The following is a 26,537-nucleotide window of genomic DNA, read 5'->3' as shown; positions in this document are numbered from 1 at the left end:
AGGACAAAGAGATGTCCAATGAAAGGATAAATTTAAAAAAAGAAGTGAAATTGTCTGTTCTGGATCTTGCTCCAGTTGTTGAAGGCAGTACACCAAGTGAAGCTTTTAAAAACACACTAGACCTTGCTCAGCATACGGAAAAATGGGGCTATAACCGTTTTTGGCTTGCAGAACATCATAACATGGAGGGCATCGCAAGTTCGGCTACAGCTGTGTTAATTGGACATGTTGCCGGAGGAACGTCGAAGATCCGCGTTGGTTCAGGCGGAATCATGCTTCCAAACCATGCTCCCTTAGTAATTGCAGAACAGTTTGGAACGCTTGAATCCATTTATCCGGGCAGGATTGACCTTGGACTGGGACGAGCTCCTGGTACGGATCAGCTGACAGCCCGTGCTCTTCGCAGAGAAAACATGAGCAATGGAGAAGATTTTCCAGAACAGCTGGAAGAATTGAGAGACTATTTTAATCCGACAGAAGCTAAGCATGTTCGTGCTGTTCCAGGACAAGGGCTAAACATTCCAATTTGGCTCCTCGGTTCAAGCGGTTTCAGTGCACAGCTGGCAGGAAGACTTGGATTGCCTTTCGCATTTGCAAGCCATTTTTCACCGGAGCATACCATTCCAGCGATGCGTCTTTACAGAAGCAGCTTTAAACCATCTGAAGTGCTTCAAGAACCCTATGCTATGGTAGGTGCGAATGTGGTAGCTGCAGACAGCGATGAGAGAGCAGCTTATCTGGCAACGACAATGCAGCAGCAATTTTTAAACCTTGTCCGCAATCGTCCAGGCAAAATGCAGCCTCCTGTTGAAAATATGGAAGAGCTTTGGACAGCATATGAAAAAGCTGCCATTCATCAGCAGCTCGGTTCATCAATTGTCGGAAGTGCAAGCACTGTTAAAGGCAAATTAGAGAAGTTCTTAGATGAGACAGGTGCAGATGAAATTATGGTCAATGCTTCAATCTATGATCATCAGGAACGCTTGCGCTCATTTGAAATTGTTTCACAGCTTTTCAAGTAAACATCGGAGGAAGAGATCATGAACTGCAAAATAAATCGTAATGCTGCAAAAGAATTAAAAAAGCTGCTGAGTACGGAAGAAGCTGATGGTAAAATGATACGTGTCGTTGTGACTGAAATGCACGGCGATCACGCTCATTATGACCTAGCGCTTGATACACCGACTGAGCATGATGAAATTGTAAAGACAGATAAAGAGATTGATGTGCTGCTTGATCAGCGCGAAGACTTTTTAGACGGCGTATGGATTCAGTATTTTTATGTGCCCGATCCAGGATTTGTCATCACAAACTCACAAAAAGGCACTCATAGACATTAAATGATGAAAAGAGTGAAACCGTAAAAGGTTTCATTCTTTTTCATTTTTCATATTTGTTAGAGGCTCGATATCAAGCTGATAGCTCACTTCCACTTTCAATTTTCCCCATTTTTGCAGCCACTCTTTTTCAGTAGGCGGCTTAGTAAAAGGTGTTTTAATGCGTTTTCCTATTTCAATAGGATCTGCTTCTAAATCTTGCAGCTTTTTGATTAATTCTTTTGTCTGTTTTTCAAAATATGTTTCCAGTTCATTATTAAGCGTCGTTAATTCTTTTTCATTGAAAAGGTTTTTATCTCCTCTGTACTCCTCAAGTCTTGCATGTAAATTAACATTTAATGAAAGGATATCTCTGCTGGGGTTCAGATCGATCTTCACATCTGAGCGGACTTGCCCAAGTACAGCAGAGAAAGATGACAGCGGAAGGAATTTTAAATAGTAATTGTTATCAATCAGCTGATAAATTTGATCCTCTAAATAGGAGAGGGTATAAAGAAGCTTGTCATTTCTGAAAATACCTGTTCCAGCGTATACGAAATTGTCCTCCTCAATTTTAAATACAGGCAGAATAGGATCAGAGTAAGGTGTATATAATTTATTTTTATATTCATGCAAATTTGCAATTGTGAGTTCCCCTTGGTCATTTTCCTCATAATGCTTAAGCATACGGTAGAGATAATAGTCAATGTTTTCTTCCTGTTCCAGCTGATTTTGAAGATATTCATCAAAGTTCCCATTTACGACTACCAAATAGATGCGCTGTGAAATATCAGGATCAGCAAGCAAAGTATTAATTAAAAAGGTAATACCTTTTTTAGCGAAATCTTCAGAAATGATGAGCATTCGAACTTGTCCTGATTTTATTTCGCGGTAATAATTCAAATTAAAATTTTTGCTGCCCTGTTTTAAAAGGTCCACCTGCATCGTAATGATCCGTTTCTTTTCTTTGAGCAGGGGCGGGGTTAATGTGCTTAATATTACTTGATCATTTTCACCAGACCTGGCAGACCAAAAAGTAACGGGTGCTATCTCTTCGATCGTATTGTTCTCGACAAAGGGACTGCATCCGGTTAATAGAATCATAAAGATAAGCGATAAGCCGGCAGTCCTTTTTTTTAGTTTACTCATGTCTTTTCACGTCCTTTTCGTTTCATGGCTGAAAATAAGAAAGACGGAACAAGTAAATAAGTTAAAGCTCCTGACCAAATTTGAATGTTCAATAATACGCTCTGTTCCATTCCAAATTGACTAAGCCATTCATTAGAAAGATAGAGACAGATAAATATAATAATAAAACAGGCGTAAAAACCGACCCTCCTCGATTGTTTATTCAATTTTGAAGCAGCAATTTTTAAGCCGCCATAAAAATACAATAATAACAATGCTCCCGCAAAGATGGCGTTAAATAAAAGGATCGAAATTAAAATGATATCGATTCTCTCAATGAAAGGAAATTGAAGATATCGTGCCAAATGAACAATAGGAAATTTACTGAAGCTTAAATAATCTGCTCCGAAGAACAGTAAAGAAGCAATAAATAAAAGTAAGTATTCCAGAATCGTCATGGCATTTGCAAAAGAGAGATATTTAAGGAAGTTCTGATTTGGCTTCAGCCAAGTTGCTAAACAGATTAAATATTCTGGTCCTGACAATGATGACCAAATCAACAATAAACTTTTCCATGAACCGTCCGGCCAATCAAACGGTATGAGAGGGTAAAGGTCGTAAACAGAAGCATTTGGAGGCAGGAAAAAAATATAAAATAAGAGAATGAGCCAAGCTGTACAAAAAAAGGCAATCACTGCAAAGCCAATGGTTTTTTCCATTCCCTGCGAGGCAACGTAGAAGCAAACGAGCAAAATCGTAAGGATCAGCCACTTGCTGTTCATGGAAGGGAAAATAAACTGTTCTACAATCTCTGCGTAACCTAGCACGATTACTAATATTTTTAAAAGAATGAAAAACAATCCTAGGAAAGAAAAAAATCGAACCATGCGCTTGCCGAATAATTCGATAAATCCTTGATATCCTTTTTTAGAATACTCAGATTGAAACCATTTAGACAGCAAAATCAAATTTAACTGTGAAAGAATGCCAACCCCGATAATTCCCCAAATCATATAGGGGTGAATCAAGTACATTGGCAAGACAATAAAGAAATAGAGCATCTGAAGCCTATTTGTCATAAGCATGATATACATACCGTTAAAGGCATACGTTCGATCATATAGAGAAATAGGTTTCATTATCTCATCTCCTTTGACTGTATCTCCATTTCTGAACAGGATGCAAATGTTCAGGACGCTCTTTCATTTTTGTCAGCGGACCTCGTATGAATAGATCATTCCAATCCTTTCCATAGAAGGGGGCAACCGGTGAAAAATAAGGTTCCTTTAAAGAATTTAGTCCATTAAGGTGGGCAAAAAGCAGGATCAAACCAATCGCAATGCCAAAGATTCCAAAAATAGAAGATAAAATCAGAAAGCCAAATTGGATCAGGGAATTTGCTTTTGTCATTAAATAATTTGGGATTAAAAAAGATGCAATCGTTGATATTCCAACCATGACAATTAAAACTTTACTGGCAAAGGCTGCTTCTACGGCAGCTTGACCAATGACTATACCCCCAATTACACCAAGGGTTTGACTGGATTTTGTCGGCATTCTTAAGCTTGCCTCTTTAATAATCTCCAAGATGATCAGCATTAGAAAGGCTTCCCAGAAAGGGGAGAAGGGCAGTTTTGTTCTGGATTCCATCAGGACAAATAAAATTTGAAGAGGAATCATCTGATAATGATGTGTAGTTAATGCAACATAAAAAGGGATTAAAGTAATTGAAATAAAAAAGCTCAAGTAACGAATGCATCTTAAAAAACTGGCAACTGGCCATCGGTTTATATAATCCTCTGGTGATTGGAACAAGTGAAAAAAAGTGATCGGTGCTACAAGCACAAAAGGAGTATTGTCTAAAAGAATCGTAATTTTACCCAGACCCAGCGAATAAGCGCAAACATCCGGCCGATCCGTTTGCTGAAATTGGGGGAAGATACTGTTACTGTTCTCCTCCATAAAAGCGGCCAGCTGAGAAGAGTCAAAAAAAAGGTCAAAATTAATTTCTTCAATCTTCTTTTTTGCAGTCTCTATAAATTCAGGATTGGTCAGGCCTTCTATGTACATGATGACTGCGGTGGACTGACTTAAAGATCCAACAGTGAATTTTTCCGTTTTTAATCTCGGAATTGGAAGCCTATGTCGAATCAATGAAATATTATCTTCAATATTTTCACTGAAACTATCTTTAGCACCATATAAAATTGTCTCTGTTTCTGAAGTTTCTATTGATCTGCCTAGAGGGTTTTTAAGCGGAATAGCAGCCCAAACATTATTAGCAGGATCATATATCAAAACAGCCCCTGAAAAAAGCTGTTTATTTGCTTCAGCGATAGAGGTAACTTCCTTAATTTTTGATGCAGCCATCTTTTTTAATACTTGCTCTTGTGCTGATCTTTTAAGTGGTTCAATAATACTTTCATTCAAACGCTCTAGGTCAATTAATGTCCTTATATAGATCAGCGTCAGCTTATGAAAGTCATTCTTTTCAGGCTCAATAATTTCAGCGTCATCCATTTTTTCGAGTATTTTTTTAAACTCTTCTATAGATAAGGGCTGATTTTCCAGAGCCAGTGTTTGCTTCGTGCTTTCTTGCTGCACTAAACCCCTTTTTTTCTTATTCCAAAACATAAACATCCCTCACCTGTAAATCAATGAACTAGCCGTGTTTAATGGGCAGTAATGCATTTATTGTTCACTGTAATTCTTCTATTTATTCGCAATATAGTTCTGGTCAATTTTCTTTTTGTAACGGAATAAGAGCTTAATTAAGGGTCTTTTTTCTTTTCCTTTATATGTTAACTGTAAAAAGGCGTTTAAAAAATCAGCACTGTTTGCAGTTGAAAGATCTATTACATTATTCATTATCGGCATGAACGCGTTTACAGCAATCAATACCTTTGAGTAAGCATCGGATTTCTAGTATACTTGGTCAGAGAAATTGTACTAGGAAAGGGAAAACCATACTATGACATCACAATTAGAAGCTTTAAATCTCCCGAATAATATACTGTCAGACATAAAAAAAAGATCGGAAACATTTAAAAACAGCGAAGATGCGATGCTGATCGGCAAAGGCGGGTACATGCCTTCAGAAGATGCGATTTTATTTGATGCCATGATCGCTTTATCATTAGGCAAAAATGTTTTATTAAAAGGACCTACAGGATCGGGTAAAACAAAGCTTGCCGAGACACTGTCAAATCTTTTCGGCCAGCCGATGCACAACATAAATTGCAGCGTGGATCTTGATGCGGAGGCCCTGCTTGGCTACAAAACCATCTCGCAGGAAGGTTCGAAAACGAGCATTGAATTTATTGAAGGTCCTGTCATTCATGCGATGAAAAAAGGTCATATCTTATATATAGATGAAATTAATATGGCGAAGCCCGAAACATTGCCGATTTTAAATGGAGTGCTGGACTACCGTAAAATGATTACGAATCCATTTACAGGAGAGGTAATCAAAGCAAGCAGCGACTTTGGCGTGATTGCAGCTATTAATGAAGGTTACGTAGGTACTGTTCCTTTAAATGAAGCCCTAAAAAATCGTTTCGTTGTGATTGAAGTGCCATATATTCAAGGTGAACAGCTAAAGGCCGTACTGCGCTCACAATCTATGCTTACAAATGAAAAGCTGATCAGTCAGTTTGTTACTCTTTCATCTGATCTGATCACCCAGGTGCAGAATGGTCAAATTTCGGAAGAAGCTGCGTCTGTAAGAGCACTTATCGACACATGTGACTTAGCTGTCTATATGCCGCCGCTTCGGGCTATCTCACGCGGAATCACTGAAAAACTTGAAGACGACAGGGAAAAGGCAGCGATTCAAAATATTGCAGAAACTCTTTTTGTGTAAAGGGGCCGTGTCATGAAATATATAAAATTTAATGACAAGCGGGTCGATTCGTTTTTATTTATGGAGCTCTCCGACTTGGCAAAGACTCTTACCAAAAAAGATGAGACTGAGGTTGAATTTGCCGTGCAGTCTTACTATGATCCGTTCATTCAGAAAGTGTACATCAGCCACTTCTGGGATAACCGGCCGCGCCGGGATATGGTGAATGGCTTGAAAAGCGATGTATTTTTAAGAAGCATCGGCAGCTATAAATACACGGATTTCCTTGCAGTTGATGCCTTTTTATCACATGTGCAGAAACTAGCCGTTTCAAGCTTTGCGAAGCAGCTGTTTGTAATGCTTGAGGATTTGCGGCTTGAGGAGCACTGCAAGCATGAACGTCCCGGCACAACAAAGGTGTTTGCTGCCAGACGCTCGATGTACAGACGTTTTTTTAAAAGCCAATTAACAATCAACCAGGAGAGAAGCATTTATACGGATGCACTCTTTAATGCTTTTTATTTAAAAGCAACATCGGATTCTCCGCTTGAAGAGTTTCCGGCTCTGACAAATTCAATTGATCTGGCTGTGCCGTTTATCCAGAGTGAACTGCTGAAGCTCTATGAAGCCCGAAATACGGATGACATAGGCAAGATTGTCCTGAACATTTCAGAAGTCCTTGAAGACATTGTTCCGAATGACATGCTGAATATGTATTTTCATCTGCCATTATTAAACTACTCAGAAGCAGAATCGGGTTTAACCTTTGATGATCTGAAACGAAAATCAAAGCTGAAAAACGATGATATTCTTGAGCGGAAAAAAGAAGATGATGAAGACATACACGAGGACAAACTGCCGACCTGGCACAGGGAAACAAGTGAAGCGACAAAGAGCTTTCTTCAATTTGACCTTGAGCAGGGAAGCAAAACAGACCTTCTCGGAGAAGGTGTCAGAGAAGGCGATGACGGCGATCAGGCGCTCGGAATGGTACAGGGATCCTCCAAGAAAACAGCAAGAAATGATTATTCTAAGCTTGAAGCGATGGAAAACACTGAAAACAAACAAGAGCGCGGGGACAGTGAGGCATTCGGCAAAGAAAATAAATTTGCCTATCCTGTCTTTGTATCACCCGAAAAGCCAAGTGCATCGGATCAAGCAGCATACTTTGTAAAAAAAGAAACCATCGTTCCATTTCAAAAAAAGCTAAAGCAAATGATTGAAAAAACGCTTGAGCATAAAAAAATTTCACCAAGAAGCGATCTCCATACCGGACGCTTAAGCAAAAAACTGCTGAAGCTCCTTACAGATGAGAATCCGCGTTTATTTTATAAAAAAAATCAGCCGTCTGCTAAAATAGATGCTGCGTTTTGCCTGCTTGTCGATTGCTCGGCTTCAATGTACGATAAGATGGAGCAGACAAAGCTTGGCATCACGTTGTTTCATGAAACGTTGAAATCTGTTTCCGTTGTCCACCAGGTCGTCGGATTTTGGGAAGATACGAATGAAGCCACTGAAACGAAACAGCCAAACCATTTTAAAACGGTCATTGATTTTGGGTCCTCTCTGCAGAAAAAACGAGGGCCTGAAATACTGCAGCTTGAACCGGAAGAAGATAATCGCGACGGCTATGCTATTCGTCATATGACAAAGCAGCTTTTAAACCGCAGTGAAAATCAGAAGTTTATGCTGGTCTTCTCAGATGGAGAGCCAGCAGCAACAGGATACGAGCAAAATGGCATAATTGACACACACGAGGCCGTACTTGAAGCAAGAAAACGGGGAATTGAAGTGATCAATATTTTTCTCGCAAATGGAGAAATTGACGAAGGACAGCAAAAAACGATTCAAAACATTTACGGCAAATTCAGCATTGTTGTTCCTGACATTGAGAAGCTCCCTGAAGTGCTGTTTCCAATCCTGAAAAAACTGCTGCAGAAAAGCATCCATTCGTAAGAGTGCCTTTATTAAAGGCACTCTTTTTGTAACGCATTCTCTCATTTGCTACTATATAAATAGAGGGAGATAAAAATGAAATCCGTTATTCCAATTCTGAGTATATTTGATGAACGGAAAGCAAAGGAGTTTTACCTGGACTACTTAGGATTTAGACTTGAATGGGAGCACCGGTTTGAACCGGAATATCCACTGTATTTTCAAATTTCAAACCAAGCCGTGCAGATTCATCTTTCCAGCATCACGGAGATTGCTCGCCGGGGGCAGCCGTCAGAATTCAGTGCAAAGATCTTCAAAATTATCATAGTATACTCAAATCTAAAGAATATTCTTTCTCAAATCCAGGAATTGAAAAGAATCCATGGAACACATATGAATTAACCGTTCAGGATCCTTTTATGAATCGGATCATTTTTTATCAAAATACATAGAATTTAGAAGAAAAACAAGAAAATATGTCGGACTCAGCAGAAAAAGAGGCTGATTTTCCTCTTGAAAAATGAATATAATGCATCTTTTGTTTTTTAGATTCACTTTTAATTTTTGTTTTTCAGTATTATTTAAAATTTTCTTGTGATACTCCTTTGATTAAACGGGCAATGAATGTTAAAATAACAATGGAAGCGTTTTAATCCAAACCTATCTTTCTAAGAAAGATAGGATAGTATATTACAATAATATCCATTTGAATCTGTTTTTAAAAAATTCAATCAGATTCACTACCATTGCTGGGGGTTATGTAAGATGTCAGGAACAACAACAAAGCGCAAGATTCGACTTGAGGATTTTCATGGACCGAACCTTGGCTATGTACTGGAGCTGTTTGATCAATATCAGCAGGATCCAGAATCGGTTGATGAAGAATTAAGAGAAATGTTTGATGGATGGGACACAGTACCGCAGACACAAGTTAGCAATGAAACATCAGCGGGCACAGCATCGTCTGTTCAAAACGCAACAAGCGCGGACAAAATGAAGAAGATTGCTTATGCAGTCAAGCTTGCAGAAGATATCCGCACTTATGGACATTTAAACGCTTCAATATATCCATTTGAAAGTGTTAAACAAAAAGAGTTTCTTCAGCTTAAGGATTACGGGCTGACAGAATCTGACCTAGAAGAAATCCCGGCATCCATTTTATGTGCGGATGCACCTAAAGAAGTAACGAATGGATTACAGGCCATTCAATATTTAAAAGAAGCTTATACAAAAACGATTGCTTTTGAATTCTCTCACGTACACCGTTTTGAAGAAAAGTACTGGCTTAAGAAAATGGTTGAATCCGGAGAAATCTTCAAAAGTCATTCAAATGAAAAACGCACGGCTATTCTTCGCCGCCTTTCAGAAGTGGAAGGTTTTGAGAAATTTTTGCACCGCACGTTTGTAGGGCAAAAACGTTTCTCGATTGAAGGATTGGACATGCTTGTTCCAATGCTTGATGAACTGATTTCAAACGCTGTTCACGCAGGAACAAACAATGTAAATATTGGTATGGCTCACAGAGGACGTTTAAATGTGCTGGCACATGTTCTCGGAAAGCCTTATGAAATCATTTTCTCAGAATTCCAGCATTCTCCAAACAAGGAGCTTGTTCCCTCTGAAGGATCTGTAGGCATTAACTATGGCTGGAGCGGAGATGTAAAATATCATCTTGGAGCAGACCGTCAGATTACAGACGAAAGCACAAAACGTGCACGGCTGACTCTTGCAAACAACCCAAGTCACCTTGAATACGTAGACCCGATTGTCATGGGCTACACACGTGCTGCACAGGATAATCGCCAGACAATCGGCTATCCGAAACAAGATGAAAAAGAATCAATGGCGATCATCATTCACGGTGATGCTGCGTTCCCAGGTGAGGGAATCGTTGCAGAAACTCTGAACTTAAATTCACTTACAGGCTATCAGACCGGCGGTTCCATTCATATTATCGCCAACAATATGATCGGGTTTACAACTGAAAGCAGAGACTCCCGTTCTACAAAATATGCAAGTGACCTTGCAAAAGGATATGAAATCCCGATCGTTCATGTAAATGCAGACGACCCAGAAGCGTGTCTTGCAGCAGTGATGATTGCGATTGAGTACCGCAAGCTCTTTAACCGTGACTTCTTGATTGATTTAATCGGCTACCGACGCTTTGGCCACAATGAAATGGATGAGCCATCAACGACTCAGCCGCAACTATATGAAAAAGTCCGCAAGCATCCGACAGTCCGTGCACTCTATGCTGCACAGCTTGAAGAGGCAGGATATTTAAGCAAAGAAAAAATTGCGGAAATTGATCAGCAGACATTAGACAAATTTGACGCTGCATATCAAAAAGTGCCTTCGAAAAAAGTTACTCAGGTTCATGACATAGAGCTTCCTGAAATCGTTATCAACGGACTGCCGAAAATCAAAACGGCCATAAATAAAGAGTCTCTCTTAAGAATTAATGATGAGCTTGTGAAATGGCCTGAGGGCTTCAATGTTTTTGATAAATTGAAAAGAATTCTAGAAAGACGCGCAAATATCTTTGTTGGAGAAGAAAAAGCTGACTGGGCATTAGCAGAAACGCTTGCTTTCGCAACTATCCTTGAAGACGGCACGCCAATTCGCCTGTCGGGCCAGGATTCGGAACGCGGCACATTCTCTCAAAGACACTTAATGCTTCACGATAGTGAAACAGGAAATGTTTACTCACCGCTGCATACACTATCTAAATCAAATGTGTCTTTCGCCGTTCATAACAGTCCATTATCAGAAGGGTCAGTACTTGGCTTTGAATATGGCTACAACGTATTTGCTCCTGAAACACTCGTGCTGTGGGAAGCTCAATACGGTGACTTTGCAAACGCTGCACAAGTATTCTTTGATCAATTCATCGCAGCAGGCCGTGCGAAGTGGGGTCAAAAATCAGGGCTTGTGATGCTTCTTCCTCATGGTTATGAAGGACAAGGACCTGAGCATTCAAGTGCAAGACTTGAGAGATATCTGCAGCTTGCAGCAGAAAACAACTGGACAGTCGCAAACTTAACAAGTGCTGCACAGTATTTTCATATTTTAAGAAGACAGGCAGCGCTTCTGAAACGTGAGGAAGTACGTCCGCTTGTTATTATGACACCTAAGAGTCTGCTTCGAAACGCGCAAACTATTTCTTCAATAGAAGAACTGAGCGAAGGGGAATTCCGTCCGGTTGTGGAACAGCCTGGACTTGGCCTGAACCATGGAGATGTAAAGCGCATTGTCTTATGCAGCGGCAAAATCGCAACTGATTTAACAGATAAATTAAAATCAATAGAAGAAGATGTAAATCAAATCCACGTTGTACGAGTGGAAGAATTATATCCGTTCCCTAAAAAGGAAATTAAAGCAATTCTTGGACGCTACGAGACGCTGGAAGAAATCGTCTGGGTACAGGAAGAGCCAATGAATATGGGTGCATGGACATACATGGATCCAGAACTCCGAGAAGTAGCACCGGAACATGTGAAAGTGAATTACATTGGAAGAAAAAGAAGATCTTCGACAGCAGAGGGAGATCCAAACGTTCATAAAAAAGATCAAGAGCGTATCGTAACAGAAGCATTGACGTGGAAAAACGAAGGGAGAATTTGATCATGGCACAAGTAATCGTACCAGAATTAGCTGAATCCATCTCAGAAGGAACTATCGCACAATGGCTGAAACAACCAGGGGACTACGTTGAAAAAGGGGAATATCTGGTTGAGCTCGAAACAGATAAAGTAAACGTTGAACTGACAGCTGATTATTCTGGTGTGCTGAAGGATGTTGTCAAAGATTCCGGTGACACGGTTCAAGTTGGCGAAGTGATTGCTGTGATTGATGAAAACGGCGAAACTGTTGGCACTCAAGCAGAGGAAGTTAAAGTAGAACCGGTTAAAGAAGAACAGCCAAAAGCTTCTGCGCCTATAGAAGAAAAGCATGAAAAGACTGAAAGCAAATCACAGCGTCCAATTGCTTCTCCGGCAGCGCGAAAGCTTGCAAGAGAAAAAGGAATTGATTTGACTCAAGTTCCTTCAGGAGATCCGCTTGGAAGATTGCGCAAGCATGACGTTGAAGCTTATTCTCCAAACGCGCCCGCTTCAAAGCCAGCTGCTCCTCAAAAAGCGCCTGAAGCAAAACCTGCAAAACCGGCTTCTGACTCTTTCGACAAACCAGTTGAGCGCGAGCGCATGTCGCGCCGCAGACAAACGATTGCTAAACGCCTTGTCGAGGTACAGCAAACAGCTGCGATGCTTACGACATTTAATGAAGTTGACATGACGGCGGTTATGGATGTCCGTAAACGCAGAAAAGATAAATTCTTTGAGCAGCATGACGTACGCCTTGGCTTTATGTCATTCTTCACAAAAGCAGTTATTGCAGCACTTAAGAAATACCCATTATTGAATGCTGAAATTCAGGGTGATGAGCTTGTTATTAAGAAGTTTTATGATATCGGCATCGCCGTTTCAGCTCCAGAAGGATTAGTTGTACCAGTTGTACGTGATGCAGACCGCAAATCATTTGCCCAAATCGAAGGAGCAATTGGCGAGCTTGCAGGAAAAGCGAAAAACAACAAATTAACGATTGGTGATCTTTCTGGCGGTACATTTACGATCACAAATGGCGGTGTGTTCGGTTCTCTTATGTCAACACCAATCTTAAACGGACCGCAAGTCGGAATTCTCGGTATGCATAAAATTCAGCTTCGTCCGATTGCGATTGACAAAGACACAATGGAAAACCGTCCAATGATGTACATCGCGCTTTCATACGATCATCGTATCGTAGACGGCAAAGAAGCAGTAAGCTTCCTCGCAACTGTCAAAGATTTGCTTGAAGATCCAGAATCATTGCTGATTGAAGGATAAAGAACTTGAAAACCTCATGACCTTAATCTAACTGTTATGTATTGAGGGAGAAAAAACAAAAATATTGAAGAAAACGGGTACTAAATTGCACAACAATTTGTATCCGTTTTTTTGTCTTATTATCGATTGAGTAAGCCTGCTTTGTGAGGGGCAAAGTCTCGCTATGAGTACCAGAGTATCCAAAAATTCCAATTTTGCAAAGCAGGGTTCAAGGGGCAGGAAAATTTTTATTATCATTTTAGGTTTTTTTTCTTATATAAATAATCACCCGTTTAGCTTAGGATGAAAGAGTGCATTTTTGTAGCAACGTTCCTGCACAATAGCACTTGAATGATCTGCATCCATTCAGGGAGATAGATAATAAAATATGAAGAACTGAGGAAGGGTTGTCATTGATTAATAAATTTTGTCCAATATGTGGAGAAGAGAACGAGTGTATGACAGGTTCTGGAAAAAATGATAACTGCTGGTGCAGCGCAGAAAAGTTTCCTAATGAAATCTTTGAATTAGTTCCTGCAGAAAGTAAAAGAAGACATTGTATATGTAAAAAATGTCTAAGTACATTTAAGAAAGAACAGAAGATAATAGAAAGATTGTAGTGATGTATACAAGAATTAGCTGCTATACTTTACTTGAAATGATCATTTAAATGAAATTTTTCATGCTTTAGCTGATTCTGCAAGAAGAAAAATGGTTCATATGATGGCCCTAAAAGAAAGAACAGTTTCAGAATTAGCAGCGCCTTTTGATATGTCTTTGGCTGCCGTTTCAAGGGTGTGTTTGTTCTTCCAGAACAAGAGATTTTAATAGAGCAACTGTGGGAACTCCATGTAGAGTTCCCTTCTTTTTATCCAGCACAAAATGAATAGCAGGGCTTTGCTGAGCAACAAAGTCCTGCTATTCACCTATTCTAATTAATATGTTATTTGGTTCGTTATTTAACGGTTTGCACCTTTATCAGAACCAATTAATCAGCAATGTATTTTCTTTTTATCTTCAGTCTTTAACAGGGAACCAGCCAGGCGTATGAATGATCGCCTGCCATAAAGGATCAGGCACGACCAGGCGGGACTGGGCATTTTTATCGAGTTTCGTCTCAATTTCATTTTCCCGGCCTTCGGCAATTTTCTGCACCCAATCAGGATCGATGATCAATTCGCGGCCAAGTGCTATCAGCGGCACTCCGGTACTCATTGCTTTGATGGCATCATCTGGTGTATAAATCGATCCAACGCCAATCAGCGGTACCTTGCCGTCAACACGTTCTTGAATAATTTCCAGGCGGGAGCGTGTATCATCAATACCCCGTCTTGGAGTTGACCAATATTGCATCAGGGAGATATGAAGATAATCCAAGTCTTTTTCAGTAAGCGCATCAACAAGCGCTAACGTATCTTCCATCGTAATCCCTGGTGTTTCCGGCTCCTCAGGTGAGAAACGGTAACCCACAAGAAATTCATTTGTTCCATATTGATCAACTGTCTTTTTTACCTCATCAACAATTGCAAGAGGAAAAGCAAGTCTTTTTTCAATGCTTCCTCCAAATTCATCTTCTCGCCGGTTTGAATGAGGCGATACGAATTGCTGAATTAAATAGGTATTCGCACCATGTATTTCAACACCGTCAAAGCCTGCTTCAATGGCACGGCGGGCTGATTCACCGAAGTCTTTGATAATCCTGTTTATTTCTTCAATTGTCAGCGCGCGCGGCACTGGTGCATCCCCAGACGGATGCCCCTGTTCCGCTGCCACTGCACTGGCACTGACTACATCACCATTTGGAACTAGTTCTGCAGGAACCATGCGTCCGCCATGAAAAATCTGGAGTATCGCTTTTGCCCCTTTATCCTTTATTGCTGAAGAAAGCTTTCGCAAGGAAGGAATCATCTCATCGGTATCACTTCCAAATTCGCCGGGGAATCCTTTGCCGCTCGGCGCCACATAGGCACATGCGGTAATGACCATGCCAGCTCCGCTTGCACGGCGGCTATAATAAGCAGTTTCTGCTTCTGTTACTGTTCCATCATCATTTGATGAAAAGTTAGTCATTGGCGCCATAACGACACGGTTTTTTAATTGAATTCCGTTTTTAAATTCGAATGGCTGAAATAACGGCTTATAGTTTGAATTCATAATTCTCGACCTCCGTATTCATATGTACCATTACATGATACTGTCTTGATTTAAAACTTGCATTAAATATGCTCATTAGAATTTGTTTAATCTTATTAAATCATTCATGATAGAAGGTATGGAGCGTGAAAACGATGGTGAAGATTGAATCAGATGTGATACAGGGGCGCGGAAGCTATTATGACCTTGGTGTCAAACAGGGAAAAATACATAAAGATTCTAAACTCTTTCAAAATCATCAGAAAAGGAGAATAAAATCAATCAAATTTTATCAATCTGAACTGAAAACGGCTCAGAACCTGTATGAACAATTTGCTCCAGGCCTATGGCAGGAACTAGAGGGTTTGTCTGCAGGACTCGAGTGGCCCATAGAGGATGTTATCCATGAATACAGCGGGTATCAGGCAGATTGGAAAAAATCTGGGTGCAGTGCTCTAATGCAAAACGGCTATTATGCCAGAAACTATGATTACCATCCAAAAACGTACGAAGGAAGATTTTTGATTTGGCAGCCGGAAAGTGGATACGCAAGCATCGGTTTCGCCACAAGGATGATCGGACGGATTGACGGCATGAATGAAAAAGGGCTTGTGATCGGCTATCACTTTGTGAATCGGCTTAAACCTGGAGACGGGTTTATTTGCTGCAGCATTGCAAGATTTATCCTTGATACATGCAAAACGACTGCTGAAGCCATTGAGAAGATAAAAGAAATTCCTCACCGGCATGCGTTTAATTATTCTCTTTACGATGCAGCCGGAAATGCAGCCATAGCAGAAGCATCCAGCAAGGGAGTATCTATCTCATCAAATTCTCAAATGGCGTGCACAAATCATTTTGAGAGTCCTTCTAAACTTAGGGAAAACCGTCATCATTTAGTGGAAACACACACCAGGAAAACACAGCTTTCAGAAGCCTTTCGCCCAGATTTTTCAGCATCTGAAGCTTTTGCTTTCTTTAACAGCACCAGCAGCCAGATTTTCAAAAAAGAATATCATAATTGGGCCGGAACCCTGCATACTGCTGTCTATATTCCAAAATCCCTTCAGGTTCTGATCGGAGTTGGGGGAGACAGTCAGCCGCTTATCTTTTCATTTAAAGAATGGTTAAAAGGAAAAGACAGCTATTTGAAAAAAATAAGAGGAACTCTTGAAACAAATATTGAACTTCCTTTTTAAAGAAAACGTTTAACTCCGGGTTTTCTTAGGGTAGAGGGTAGAGAGGAAAGTAAAGTTGGGGGAGTGTATATGCAGCAAGTAATAGACATGATGAACCAGAATGAACGCCTGCTTTATGAGAAATGGGAGAACAGCGTTGAAAGTCCGCAATCTATAGATTCAGATGAAAAGCAAAAATTATTTAATATGATTTTCAGCATTATCAGCAGACCGGATGAAAAGTCTGCTGATTATTTGAGAGAATGGTACGAGAGATATATTAAACAGGATGATTCATTAACATATCTAGTAAAGTCTATTCAGCAGTTCAGAAGGTCTATCATCGAACTTGCCCTTTCAGATAAAAAATCAGCGATCATGGTGAACGACTTATATGAGAGCGTGGATAAATGGTTTGATCCCATTATTGCAGATTTAGTGACTAGTTGTTCAAATTCTTGGAATACAGAATTCCGCAAACAGCAGCATATTGTAAAAGAACTGACGGCTCCAATGATTCCTATCTCGAAAAGCATTTGTATCCTGCCTCTGATTGGCAACATTAACGATGACAGGGCAGAGGTGATAAAGGAAAATCTCCTGATCGGCGCCCGACATTACAAATGTTATCATATATTTATAGATATTACCGGCGTACCGGTTGTCGATACATTCGTTGCAAACCATCTGGTCCAGGCAGCAGAAGCTGTCCAATTGCTAGGCGCCAGCTGCATCATTGTCGGCATTCGCCCGGAAATTGCCCAAACCCTTATAAACACCGGCATATCGATTGACAATATTCAAACATTCTCTAACCTTCATACAGGTATTCAGTATGTAACAAAGAATGATCAGAAAGAACAGCGTCCATGACGCTGTTCTTTTATGTGAAACAAGTTAACATAATATTATTATGTTTTATTTTAGGTTAAAAAGCATATAAACTAGCTGTATCATTGGGGAATACCTATCTTTTTTAACTGAAAGAACAGGGAATTTCCTATTTCTGTAGAATAGGGTAATAGAATCAGTAAAAAAGGGGTGTTATACATGATTACATTTCAAAAGCCGGATGTCGAGCAGTTTTTAAAGGTGCTGACGATTCAGGATTTTACGGTTTCTCCAGATAAAAAACAGCTGGTGTTCAGCACAAATATCGGCGGCCATTTTAACTTATGGGCAATGGATTTGCCAAATCAGTATCCTTACCCGTTAACATCCATTAATCAAGCATGCGACAGTCTTTTATATAATAAAAAATCTAAATTTATTATGGCAGGATTTGATCAGGACGGAGATGAAAATTCGCAGCTGTATGCGCTTTCACCTAAAGGAGGTTCACAGGTTGCGGTGCGGTATGAAAAAGGTGAGCGTCACATGTTCCCGTTCTTTTCAAAAAATGGTGAATCCCTGTATTATACATCCACTAAAGATGGACACGATACCTATCTTGCAGCCTATCGGTATAATCTTACGGATGAATCCGAAGAAATTTTAATAGAGGGGACGGATACATCAGTCTATCTAATGGCCGTATCTCCTGAAGAGAAAAGCTTTGTTTATTCTAAAAACTACGGCAATACTTCTTCGTTATTGTTTGTGAAAATAGACGGGGAAGATGTTCTGGCTACACCTGAAAGTGCTCAGCAATTTACTCAAAGCGATCCTGTTTATACTTCTGAGCAAGAAATCTATTTTATTACAAACTATGAATCTGACTTTTCCTATTTGGCAAAATTTGATTTGGTCAAGCGGGAGTTTTCGAAGGTGCTTGATCTGAAAGGGAAAGATGCAAGTGCGCTAAAGTATGATGATGCTTTGCAAAAGATTTATGTGATAGCGGCTAAAGGGGTTAAAGATGTATTGATTTCTTATGATTTAATAGATCAATCACCTGAATTCATCGAGGTTCCAATTGACAGGATAAACAAAATTGAAGTAACAGAAGCTGGAGAACTTTTCATTCTCGGGCAATCAGCAACAATCCCTTTAAATATTTTCAGCAGAACCCCTTCGCAAAGCTGGGTGCAAATCACGAATCATGGTGTCACTGGAATGAGACCTGAAGATTTAGTTGAACCCGAAACGGTTACATATGCGTCGTTTGACGGACTGGAAATTGAAGCTTCCTTGTTTAGAGCTCATGCTGAAACAAGCAACGGGCATATGATTATCTGGCCCCATGGTGGTCCGCAGTCTGCTGAAACAAACTCATTCCGGGCTCTTTTTCAGTTTTTGCTGAACAGCGGCTGCAGTATTTTCGCACCTAACTTCAGAGGATCAACCCGTTACGGGCTTTCTTTCATGAAAATGGTAGAGGGAGAATGGGGGAATGGTCCGCGCCATGATATGATAGCGGGAATTGACTGGCTAATCGAACAAGGAATGGCCGATAAAGAGAAGCTTTTCTTGATGGGCGGAAGTTTTGGAGGGTATATGGCCCTTCTCCTTCACGGGCGTCATCCGGAATATTTTAAAGCTGTAGTCGATATATTTGGACCAAGCGATCTTTTCTCGTTTATCAACAGTGTGCCGGAATTCTGGAAGCCTGCTATGGATCAGTGGGTCGGAAATCCTGAGCGTGACCGTGAAAAACTGATTGATTTTTCTCCGATAACGCATTTAGAGGGAATGACAAAACCGATGCTCGTGATTCAGGGGGCAAACGATCCGCGTGTAGTTAAAGCAGAATCTGATAAAATTGTTGAAGCCCTGAGACAAAAGGGCCGGAAAGTAGACTACATGGTTTTAGAAGACGAGGGACACGGCTTTACCAAAAAAGAGAATGAAATTCTTGTTTATCGTGCAATCGCTGATTTTTTCAATCGTTACTTATAAGAGAAGGTGAATAGATGAAAAGCAGGAAAATTGCCATCGTGACGGGAGCAAGCAGACTTAAAGGTATTGGGGCAGCCATCTGCCTTGAGCTTGCTGAAGCCGGAACAGATATATTCTTTACTTACTACCGGCCATACGATGCAGAGCAGCCTTGGGGATCTAAAAATGAGGAAGCTGAAAAGCTGAAGTCTCAAATTGCAGCCTTAGGAGTGCGCTCGTCAAGTATGGAGCTGGATTTAACTAATACAGAATCTTTCCGCGTTTTGTTTAACCAAGTGGAGAAAATGCTTGGAGAACCGCCTATTCTTATTAATAATGCAGCATACTCTGCTGAAAATAATTTCGAGACGATTACATCTGAAAACCTCGATCTTCATTATTTCATGAATGTCCGTGCACCGCTTATGTTAAGTTCCGAATTTGCCAAACGGTTTCAGCAGGGCCGGGGAGGAAGAATTATTCATATGACATCCGGCCAATCCCAAGGGCCAATGCCCGGTGAGCTTGCATATGCCGCAACAAAAGCATGCATTCCGGATATGACCAAAACACTTGCATCTGAAGTTGGCAACAAAGGCATTACCGTGAATGCAGTGAATCCCGGTCCGACAGATACAGGGTGGATGACGGCTGATTTAAAAAAGGTTCTTATTGAAAAATTTCCAATGAATCGTATAGGGCAGCCTGAAGATGCTGCCCGTCTGGTTGCGTTTCTTGCAAGTGAGGCAGCTGAATGGATTACTGGGCAGACGATTCATTCCGAAGGTGGATTTTTAAGGTCCTGAAGGTAAGAGCGTATTTCGTAAAATAAGCAGAATGGATTAAGGAAGGGATACATATGACAGTAATCAAACTAACGAATGACCGATATCGCGAAGCATTGAAACTATCTGAATATGCGTTTCAATATAAAGTTCCTGAACAAAGCATTGAAAAAAGATTGGAGACAATGGAGAAGCATCATGAATTATTCGGTATTCTGGAAGGGGAAGAGCTTGCTGCTAAGCTTCACATGCTGCCCCTTGAGGTATACCTTGGTGAAACGAAATGGAAAATGGGCGGCATTGCTGGTGTTGCCACTTATCCGGAGCACCGCCGAAGCGGGTATGTGAAAGAAATGATCACCTTTCTTCTAGAATACATGAGAAAAGAGGGATTCAGTGTTTCCATGCTGCATCCATTTTCCGTGCCATTTTACAGGAAATACGGCTGGGAGCTTTTTTGCAGCCGATTAAAAGCTTCGTTAAAATCAGAAGATCTTGTCATGAAAAAGCAAGTGCAAGGGAAAATCAGACGCTTTCAAAAAGAGGCGCATTCTTCTCAAATCGAAGAAATATATGATCAATTTGCCAAGCAATTTTCAGGCATGCTCGTCCGTGAAACATCTTGGTGGCAGGCATCCATCTATGATGAACTTACTGCAGCTGTCTATTATAATGAGGCTGGAGAAGCTAAAGGTTATATGCTCTATGAAGTGAAAAAAGCTAAAATGACCGTTGAGGAGTTTGTTCCATTAACTACTGACGCCAGAATTGGGCTATGGAATTTCATTTGCCAGCATGACTCAATGATAAAAGAACTTGAGATCGCTACATACGAAAGCGACCCGTTATTTTTTTCGCTCAACGAACCGAGAATTAAAGCGGAAGTGACACCTTATTTTATGGTCCGGATCGTTGATGCCGAAAGTTTATTAAAGAATTATGATTTCGAGTGGTCAGCTGGGGTTTCTGAACTTGTCATTCATTTAAAAGATCAGCATGCTCCTTGGAATAATGGAACATATAAGATTAAGAACAAAGAAGTCAATAAGTTGAACGAATCAGAATCTGAGGGACTGTCGCTCGATATTAATACTCTGTCTGCGATGCTGTTTGGTTACAAACGGCCTGCTGATTTATATGAAATTGGCCAAATTGAAGGCGGGGAAGAAGCAATAAAAGGACTGGAAACGCTTATTCCCGCAAGAAAAGCTTTCTTTTATGACTTCTTTTAATAAGGATAAGAGCTGCGTTTGCAGCTCTTTTTTGCATGCAAGAGTTATCGCAGATTCCTATAATGACTCAAAGCAAGCAGCGGAAAAATCTTATTGTAGCTGTGATAATGAATATAAAATTGCTTTGGAAGCCCGATTCCTGTAGGATATACAGAGCTTTTTTCATCGAAAGGATCCATTAGGCGCTTTATGCCTCTTTGTATCACTGCGTCCTTTTTATCCAGCACACATAATAGGGCATCAAGAGCCCAGGCTGTTTGGGAGGGAGTACTGAAACTGAGCGGAATGTAGGTTTTCACTTCAGAACTTCTGCATGATTCGCCAAATCCTCCATCTTTATTTTGGATGCTCACTAACCATTTAACCGCTTTTACAATAGCAGGGTGAGAGTTTGATAAACCAGCTGCTTTAAGACCGGTAATCGCAGCCCAAGTTCCGTATATATAACATACTCCCCATCTGCCATACCAGGACCCGTTTCGTTCTTGATGCTGAACAAGCCAGGAAACCGCTGCATGAATTGAAGGATGGTTTTTCGTCAACCCTGCAAAATTTCCGAAGAATTCAAGGACACGTCCTGTCAGATCGGCAGTTGATGGATCTGTCGCTGCGTCTTTGGCATTTTCAAGAGGGATGGAAGCAAATATAGGATTATTGACATTTTTCTCAAATGCACCAAAACCCCCGTCACGATTTTGCATAGTCAGAAGCCAAGATGACCCTTTATTCCACGCTTCAAAATACAAGGAATTAGTAGCGGAGGGCTGAGTGATAGCACGCAGAACAGCAGCTGTGTCATCGTTGTCAGGATGATTGGTATTGATGTTAGAAAATCCCCAGCCGCCGGGAGATGAAGCTGGATTATGAATGCTCCAGTCCGCCATTTTCGTTTGCTGCCGCAATAGCAAATAGGAAGCAGCATTCATAATTAGTGAATCTTTATAAGGTACACCAGCTTTTTGCAGGCTATAGCTTAGAAGGGCAGTATCCCAAACCGTAGAAGTGGAATTTTCAAGCGTGATTATCTTGTCATCTTGATAGATGATCGATTTCAATCCTGAAACTGCCTGCATGATTTGGGCTGAGTTTTCTTTATACCCGAGCGCGAGAAGGGCGTAAATCATAAAAAATGTGGCGCTGGCATAGCTGAAAAGCGTTCCGTCTGATTCGATCCTCTGGAGCATATATTTTTCAGCAGCGTTCTCACCGGCTCTTTGAACATAGGATGGAAAAGAAAAAAATGACCGAATAGTTTCAATGAATAAACTGTGCTCTGTGCGATGGCTGTCTGAAAACGACAGCCAATCAATGGATTTTGGTTTTGAAACATGTAAATGCGATAGATTTATAGAATGGGGAGTACTGTGAATATATCGTTTATTCATCGCAAGAATCATCGGTATAAAATGGATTCTTGCATAGGAACTCAATTGATACATACTGACCGGGGAACCGGCTGGCTGCAGCAAATAGGCGAGCGGAAAGCGAAAATACTTAGGCCATGGATAAAGGCCGTTTACTGCCAAGAACCATTTTGTCATGAAATGAACATTAGCGAGTCCTCCTTGAGAGATAATATAAGATTCTGCCTTTTTCAGCGTGGAGTGTGATTTTTTATATAATCCTGTGAAAAGCAGGGCTGTATAAGCCTGAACAGTTGCTGTTAAATTGCCTTCTTTTTCATCTTCGTAAAGTTTCCATGTGCCTTCATCTGTCTGCAGATTTATCAGCCGATTTGACAGATTTTTAATTAAATCTTCATCATTATACTTGAGAGAACGAAGAAGAATTATCATAAATGCATCTGTCATTGGCCCGCCTTCAAAGCAAAAGCGCCATGAACCATCACTTTTTTGCATCTGCCTGAGCTCATCTGTCATCTTTTGGATTTGTTCTTTTAAAATGTTCATTGAAATCACTTCATTCACCTCATCTTTTTCAATCTATTCACGAAAAGGGGGTGTTATCACAGTAACGGTGTTCCGCACATGGTTTATATAGTATAATAAGGTCAAAATGCATAAAGGAGAATGCTGAAATGATTCATCAAGAATGGCTGAACAAAGAGACAATTAAAGTGGTAAGATGCAAACATACAAATGCAGAAAAATACATGGTAAACCGAGTTTTAACAGCCGGAAATACATATGAAGTGAAAAACGAAACAGAAGAGTTTTACTTTGTCATTGATAACAATGGAAAAGTGAGCGGGTTCTACAAGGATTATTTTGAAGAGAAGTAAACGATAAAAAAGCCATCTGATTTTGATCAGATGGCTTTTTGTCTGCACGCGTTAACCAGGCGGTTCCGCTTTTCTCATTGTCCAGCTCCACCTCCCAGCCCCTCGGCCAGAACAGATCCGCCAAAAAAGTCAAAAGCAGACTTTTCTGTCGGATCCTTATCTGTCTGTCGGGGCTAAACGGTCGGTTCCGCTTTTCTATTTTATCGCTGAAGGTTAATCCAAACACTCTTAACTTCTGTATAATTAGACAAAGCATAGGATCCCATTTCGCGTCCAATTCCGGATTGCTTGTAGCCGCCGAACGGCGAAGCAGCATCAAATGCGTTGTAGCAGTTGACCCAGACGGTTCCAGCTTTTAATTTGCTTGCTACATAATGGGCATTGGCAATATCCCGTGTCCATAATCCTGCAGCAAGACCAAATTCACTTTGATTTGCACGGTTAATGACTTCATCCAGATCATCATATGGCATAGCAGCAATAACCGGGCCGAAAATTTCTTCTCTTGCAATGGTCATTTCATCTTTAACTGCCGAGAAAATGGTAGGTGAGACGAAGTAGCCGTTTTCAGATGGAGATCCGCCGCCAGTTAAGATTTCAGCGCCTTCTTCTACACCTTTTTGAATATAATTCAGAACGCGGTTTTGCTGTTCATCGGATACGAGTGGCCCGATTTGCGTTTCCGGTTCAATACCTGCACCCTGGCGGATATTTTTTGCATGGGAAACCATGTCGGCCACAACGTTATCATAATGTTTCTTTTGGATGAAAACGCGCGATCCTGCACAGCATACTTGACCTTGGTTAAACATAACTCCAGTCAGAGCTCCAGGAACAGCAGCCGAGAGATCTGCGTCAGGAAGAATGATGTTAGGCGACTTTCCGCCAAGCTCAAGTGTTACGCGCTTAAGTGTTTTTGATGCTTTCTCCATGATCATTTTACCTACAGGTGTAGAACCTGTGAAAGCAATTTTGTCTACATCAGGATGCATAACAAGTGCATCTCCGGCTGTTTCACCGAAGCCCGGTACGATGTTGACTACTCCTTCAGGGAACCCTGCTTCTGCAATCAGCTCAGCTAAGTATAAAGCTGAAAGAGGCGTTTGTTCAGCCGGTTTCAGCACGACTGTACACCCAGTCGCAAGTGCAGCTCCCAATTTCCACATCGCCATTAGTAGAGGGAAGTTCCAAGGAATAATCTGTCCAACTACACCAAGGGCTTCATGTCTTGTGTAATTAAAAAATTGACCGCTTACCGGAATGGTTTGTCCGACAATTTTGGTTGACCAGCCTGCATAATATCTCATATGTTCAATTGCCAATGGAACATCAGCATTTGTTGTTTCATTAATCGGTTTTCCATTATCAAGCGTTTCAAGCTGAGCAAGCTCTTCTTTATTCGCTTCCATTAAATCAGCAAGCTTGTACATCAGTCTGCTTCGTTCAGCTGCGCTCATTTTAGACCATGGACCTGCATCAAATGCTTTTCTTGCAGCCTTAACAGCAAGATCGATATCAGCCTTGTCACCTTCATAAACGGATGCAAGCGTTTCGCCTGTGGCTGGGTTTGGAGTGTTAAACGTCTTTTTAGATACACTCTCTACAAATTCACCATTGATAAACAGCTTTTTCTTTCCCTGCAGAAATTTCGCCAGCTTTTCTCCAACTTTTAACGTAGCTTGACTCATGAAATCAGCCTCCTAAATGGTAGTGGTGAAAAAATATGTAGAAATCATGCTGAAGACGGGCAGACGGACTGCCAGTTATGATACTAAATTGTAAGCGATTACAATGAAAATAATATACTAAAAATTCATAATTTACAATATATAAGTCTTTATTATCTATTAAAATATGAATATGGCAAAAAGGGATAGGCTGAGGTGATAGAAATGAAATCATTGTTGAACGAGCTCATTGAGCTTTTTATAGAAGTTTGCAAAAACAACTTATCAGGAATCTATCTTCATGGATCGCTTGCGATGAATGGATTCAATAAAGAGGCAAGCGATGTGGATATTCTGACTGTTGTGAAGAGCTCAATGAAAATAGAGGAAAAACGAATGCTGTTGAACGGGCTCCAAACATTGAAATCCGAGTTGCCGGCTAAAGGGATAGAGCTCAGCGTCGTAACAAAAGACAGCATCCATCATTTTGACTATCCAACTCCTTATGAGTTTCATTTTTCAAAGGAGTATAAAGAACTTGATGCAGGGTTCGATTATGACTTAGCAGCCCATATGATGGTTGTCTTTCATAGAGGAAAATGTCTGTACGGAATGGGAATACAAAATCAATTTAAGCCAATGGATGAAAAGTATTATACAGATTCAATTTTACGTGATGTTTTAAATGCACCTATTAACGAAAATCCCTTATATTACACATTAAATCTTTGCCGCGTTCTCGCTTATTTAAAAGAAAAGAGAATCATGTCAAAAAAAGAGGGAGGGGAATGGGGTCTGGAGAATCTACCTGAACCGCATCGTGCCGCGGTTGATTTTTATTTGAAATTGTATACTAATAAGCAGACAGATCCGTGGCTGAAACCGTCCAATCAGGATATGATCATGTTTGCTGCGTTTATGGAAAGAGCGATAAATGGGTCAGGCATCCTTGAATCAGACAAGGTGCCTGTTTTTTTCTTGGATAGATAGAAACATGGTGAGAAAATAAATGAAATTTTCATATGTATCACATTCAAACTTCTCTAAGAAACTCTGCAGCTGTCCCTCACTGATCGAATCCAGTATTCCTGATATTTCAATCGGATAACGGTGACTTTGAAAAAAATCTCCAGCTCCGAATTCTTTAAAAATCTCTTCCATTATTATCATCCTTTCCAGCTACCAGTATGAAGAAAATACTCATTTTCTAAACATTAAAGTTTATGCTGGGCTTTTTAGTGGAAAGGTCTAAGAGATTCATGACGAAATGTGTTAATTTTTCAATCAGTAGGAAACCATAAAATTAAGAAGGGCAGCAGGCTCTTTTTTAAACATTGGTCTGCCTGATTCACCTGCTTATATAGTTTGATGCTCGCAGAAAATGGATACTCATATTACTTA

The 26,537-nt window shown here is 40.5% G+C and carries 21 protein-coding genes and 1 pseudogene; 16 read left to right on the top strand and 6 right to left on the bottom strand.

Annotated elements, in window-relative coordinates:
- Positions 1-11 precede the first annotated feature (11 nt).
- Both K8L98_RS13935 and K8L98_RS13930 read left to right on the top strand, forming a co-directional pair.
- Positions 12-1,022, top strand: a complete 1,011-nt coding sequence (locus tag K8L98_RS13935) for an LLM class flavin-dependent oxidoreductase (RefSeq protein ID WP_223435539.1) — start codon at positions 12-14, stop codon at positions 1,020-1,022.
- 18 nt (positions 1,023-1,040) lie between these two features.
- Positions 1,041-1,340 carry an iron-sulfur cluster assembly accessory protein gene (locus tag K8L98_RS13930; RefSeq protein WP_223435538.1) on the top strand — a complete coding sequence of 100 codons (300 nt, stop codon included), beginning with the start codon at positions 1,041-1,043 and terminating at the stop codon, positions 1,338-1,340.
- Positions 1,341-1,370: 30 nt separating this feature from the next.
- Here K8L98_RS13930 and K8L98_RS13925 read toward each other — a convergent pair whose 3' ends face one another.
- From K8L98_RS13925 to K8L98_RS13915, 3 genes are read right to left on the bottom strand one after another with little or no spacing between them, the layout of a single operon-like run.
- Entirely contained in the window at positions 1,371-2,465 is a 1,095-nt protein-coding gene (locus tag K8L98_RS13925) for a Ger(x)C family spore germination protein (protein ID WP_223435537.1), read from the bottom strand.
- Positions 2,462-3,583 (bottom strand): GerAB/ArcD/ProY family transporter, encoded by a 1,122-nt coding sequence (locus tag K8L98_RS13920; protein ID WP_223435536.1) that lies wholly within the window; start codon positions 3,581-3,583, stop codon positions 2,462-2,464. Before K8L98_RS13920 ends, K8L98_RS13925 begins: the two co-directional genes overlap by 4 nt.
- Before the next feature lie 4 nt (positions 3,584-3,587).
- Positions 3,588-5,078: a spore germination protein gene (locus K8L98_RS13915; protein ID WP_223435534.1), complete on the bottom strand. Its 1,491-nt coding sequence runs from the start codon at positions 5,076-5,078 to the stop codon at positions 3,588-3,590.
- 337 nt (positions 5,079-5,415) lie between these two features.
- Here K8L98_RS13915 and K8L98_RS13910 point away from each other — a divergent pair, with 337 nt between their 5' ends.
- The 7 genes and pseudogenes from K8L98_RS13910 to K8L98_RS13880 all read left to right on the top strand — a co-directional run bounded on the left by K8L98_RS13910 (position 5,416) and on the right by K8L98_RS13880 (position 13,910).
- Positions 5,416-6,306 carry an ATP-binding protein gene (locus K8L98_RS13910; protein WP_223435533.1) on the top strand — a complete coding sequence of 297 codons (891 nt, stop codon included), beginning with the start codon at positions 5,416-5,418 and terminating at the stop codon, positions 6,304-6,306.
- Positions 6,307-6,318: 12 nt separating this feature from the next.
- Entirely contained in the window at positions 6,319-8,241 is a 1,923-nt protein-coding gene (locus tag K8L98_RS13905) for a vWA domain-containing protein (RefSeq protein ID WP_223435532.1), read from the top strand.
- A gap of 75 nt (positions 8,242-8,316) precedes the next feature.
- Positions 8,317-8,672 (top strand): annotated as a pseudogene (locus tag K8L98_RS13900) (glyoxalase superfamily protein).
- A gap of 313 nt (positions 8,673-8,985) precedes the next feature.
- Positions 8,986-11,844 carry a 2-oxoglutarate dehydrogenase E1 component gene (gene sucA / locus K8L98_RS13895; RefSeq protein WP_223435530.1) on the top strand — a complete coding sequence of 953 codons (2,859 nt, stop codon included), beginning with the start codon at positions 8,986-8,988 and terminating at the stop codon, positions 11,842-11,844.
- A gap of 2 nt (positions 11,845-11,846) precedes the next feature.
- Entirely contained in the window at positions 11,847-13,103 is a 1,257-nt protein-coding gene (gene odhB, locus K8L98_RS13890) for a 2-oxoglutarate dehydrogenase complex dihydrolipoyllysine-residue succinyltransferase (RefSeq protein WP_223435529.1), read from the top strand.
- A gap of 386 nt (positions 13,104-13,489) precedes the next feature.
- Positions 13,490-13,702, top strand: a complete 213-nt coding sequence (locus tag K8L98_RS13885; RefSeq protein WP_338036973.1) for a cysteine-rich CWC family protein — start codon at positions 13,490-13,492, stop codon at positions 13,700-13,702.
- Positions 13,703-13,757: 55 nt separating this feature from the next.
- Complete coding sequence (locus K8L98_RS13880; protein WP_223443435.1) at positions 13,758-13,910, top strand: ArsR family transcriptional regulator; 153 nt, start codon at positions 13,758-13,760, stop codon at positions 13,908-13,910.
- 189 nt (positions 13,911-14,099) lie between these two features.
- Here the strand turns inward: K8L98_RS13880 and K8L98_RS13875 are convergent, their stop codons facing one another.
- The gene (locus K8L98_RS13875) at positions 14,100-15,236 is read right to left on the bottom strand and encodes an NADH-dependent flavin oxidoreductase (protein WP_223435527.1); all 1,137 of its coding nucleotides are present in this window, start codon (positions 15,234-15,236) and stop codon (positions 14,100-14,102) included.
- A gap of 134 nt (positions 15,237-15,370) precedes the next feature.
- Here K8L98_RS13875 and K8L98_RS13870 point away from each other — a divergent pair, with 134 nt between their 5' ends.
- The 5 genes from K8L98_RS13870 to K8L98_RS13850 all read left to right on the top strand — a co-directional run bounded on the left by K8L98_RS13870 (position 15,371) and on the right by K8L98_RS13850 (position 21,227).
- Positions 15,371-16,414 (top strand): C45 family autoproteolytic acyltransferase/hydrolase, encoded by a 1,044-nt coding sequence (locus K8L98_RS13870; RefSeq protein WP_223443433.1) that lies wholly within the window; start codon positions 15,371-15,373, stop codon positions 16,412-16,414.
- A gap of 69 nt (positions 16,415-16,483) precedes the next feature.
- Entirely contained in the window at positions 16,484-17,266 is a 783-nt protein-coding gene (locus K8L98_RS13865; protein ID WP_223435525.1) for an STAS domain-containing protein, read from the top strand.
- A gap of 177 nt (positions 17,267-17,443) precedes the next feature.
- Positions 17,444-19,231: a S9 family peptidase gene (locus tag K8L98_RS13860; protein WP_223435523.1), complete on the top strand. Its 1,788-nt coding sequence runs from the start codon at positions 17,444-17,446 to the stop codon at positions 19,229-19,231.
- A 14-nt stretch (positions 19,232-19,245) separates the two neighbouring features.
- On the top strand, positions 19,246-20,016 hold the full coding sequence (locus tag K8L98_RS13855; RefSeq protein ID WP_223435521.1) for an SDR family oxidoreductase: 771 nt from the start codon (positions 19,246-19,248) through the stop codon (positions 20,014-20,016).
- A gap of 53 nt (positions 20,017-20,069) precedes the next feature.
- Positions 20,070-21,227 carry a GNAT family N-acetyltransferase gene (locus K8L98_RS13850; RefSeq protein ID WP_223435519.1) on the top strand — a complete coding sequence of 386 codons (1,158 nt, stop codon included), beginning with the start codon at positions 20,070-20,072 and terminating at the stop codon, positions 21,225-21,227.
- 44 nt (positions 21,228-21,271) lie between these two features.
- Here K8L98_RS13850 and K8L98_RS13845 read toward each other — a convergent pair whose 3' ends face one another.
- Positions 21,272-23,137, bottom strand: a complete 1,866-nt coding sequence (locus K8L98_RS13845; protein ID WP_223443431.1) for a terpene cyclase/mutase family protein — start codon at positions 23,135-23,137, stop codon at positions 21,272-21,274.
- Between the two features lie 128 nt (positions 23,138-23,265).
- Between K8L98_RS13845 and K8L98_RS13840 the strand changes: the two genes are divergently transcribed.
- Positions 23,266-23,469, top strand: coding sequence for a DUF6501 family protein (locus K8L98_RS13840; RefSeq protein WP_223435517.1), 204 nt, complete (start codon positions 23,266-23,268; stop codon positions 23,467-23,469).
- A gap of 200 nt (positions 23,470-23,669) precedes the next feature.
- Here the strand turns inward: K8L98_RS13840 and K8L98_RS13835 are convergent, their stop codons facing one another.
- On the bottom strand, positions 23,670-25,157 hold the full coding sequence (locus tag K8L98_RS13835) for an aldehyde dehydrogenase family protein (RefSeq protein ID WP_223435516.1): 1,488 nt from the start codon (positions 25,155-25,157) through the stop codon (positions 23,670-23,672).
- Between the two features lie 204 nt (positions 25,158-25,361).
- Between K8L98_RS13835 and K8L98_RS13830 the strand changes: the two genes are divergently transcribed.
- Positions 25,362-26,126, top strand: a complete 765-nt coding sequence (locus tag K8L98_RS13830) for an aminoglycoside adenylyltransferase domain-containing protein (RefSeq protein WP_223435513.1) — start codon at positions 25,362-25,364, stop codon at positions 26,124-26,126.
- Positions 26,127-26,537 lie beyond the last annotated feature (411 nt).

The sequence above is a fragment of the Metabacillus dongyingensis genome, from assembly GCF_019933155.2.
Classification (GTDB): Bacteria; Bacillota; Bacilli; order Bacillales; family Bacillaceae; genus Bacillus_P; species Bacillus_P dongyingensis.
The sequence above is the reverse complement of the archived record's forward strand: the minus strand, read 5'-3'. Positions and strand labels throughout refer to the sequence as shown.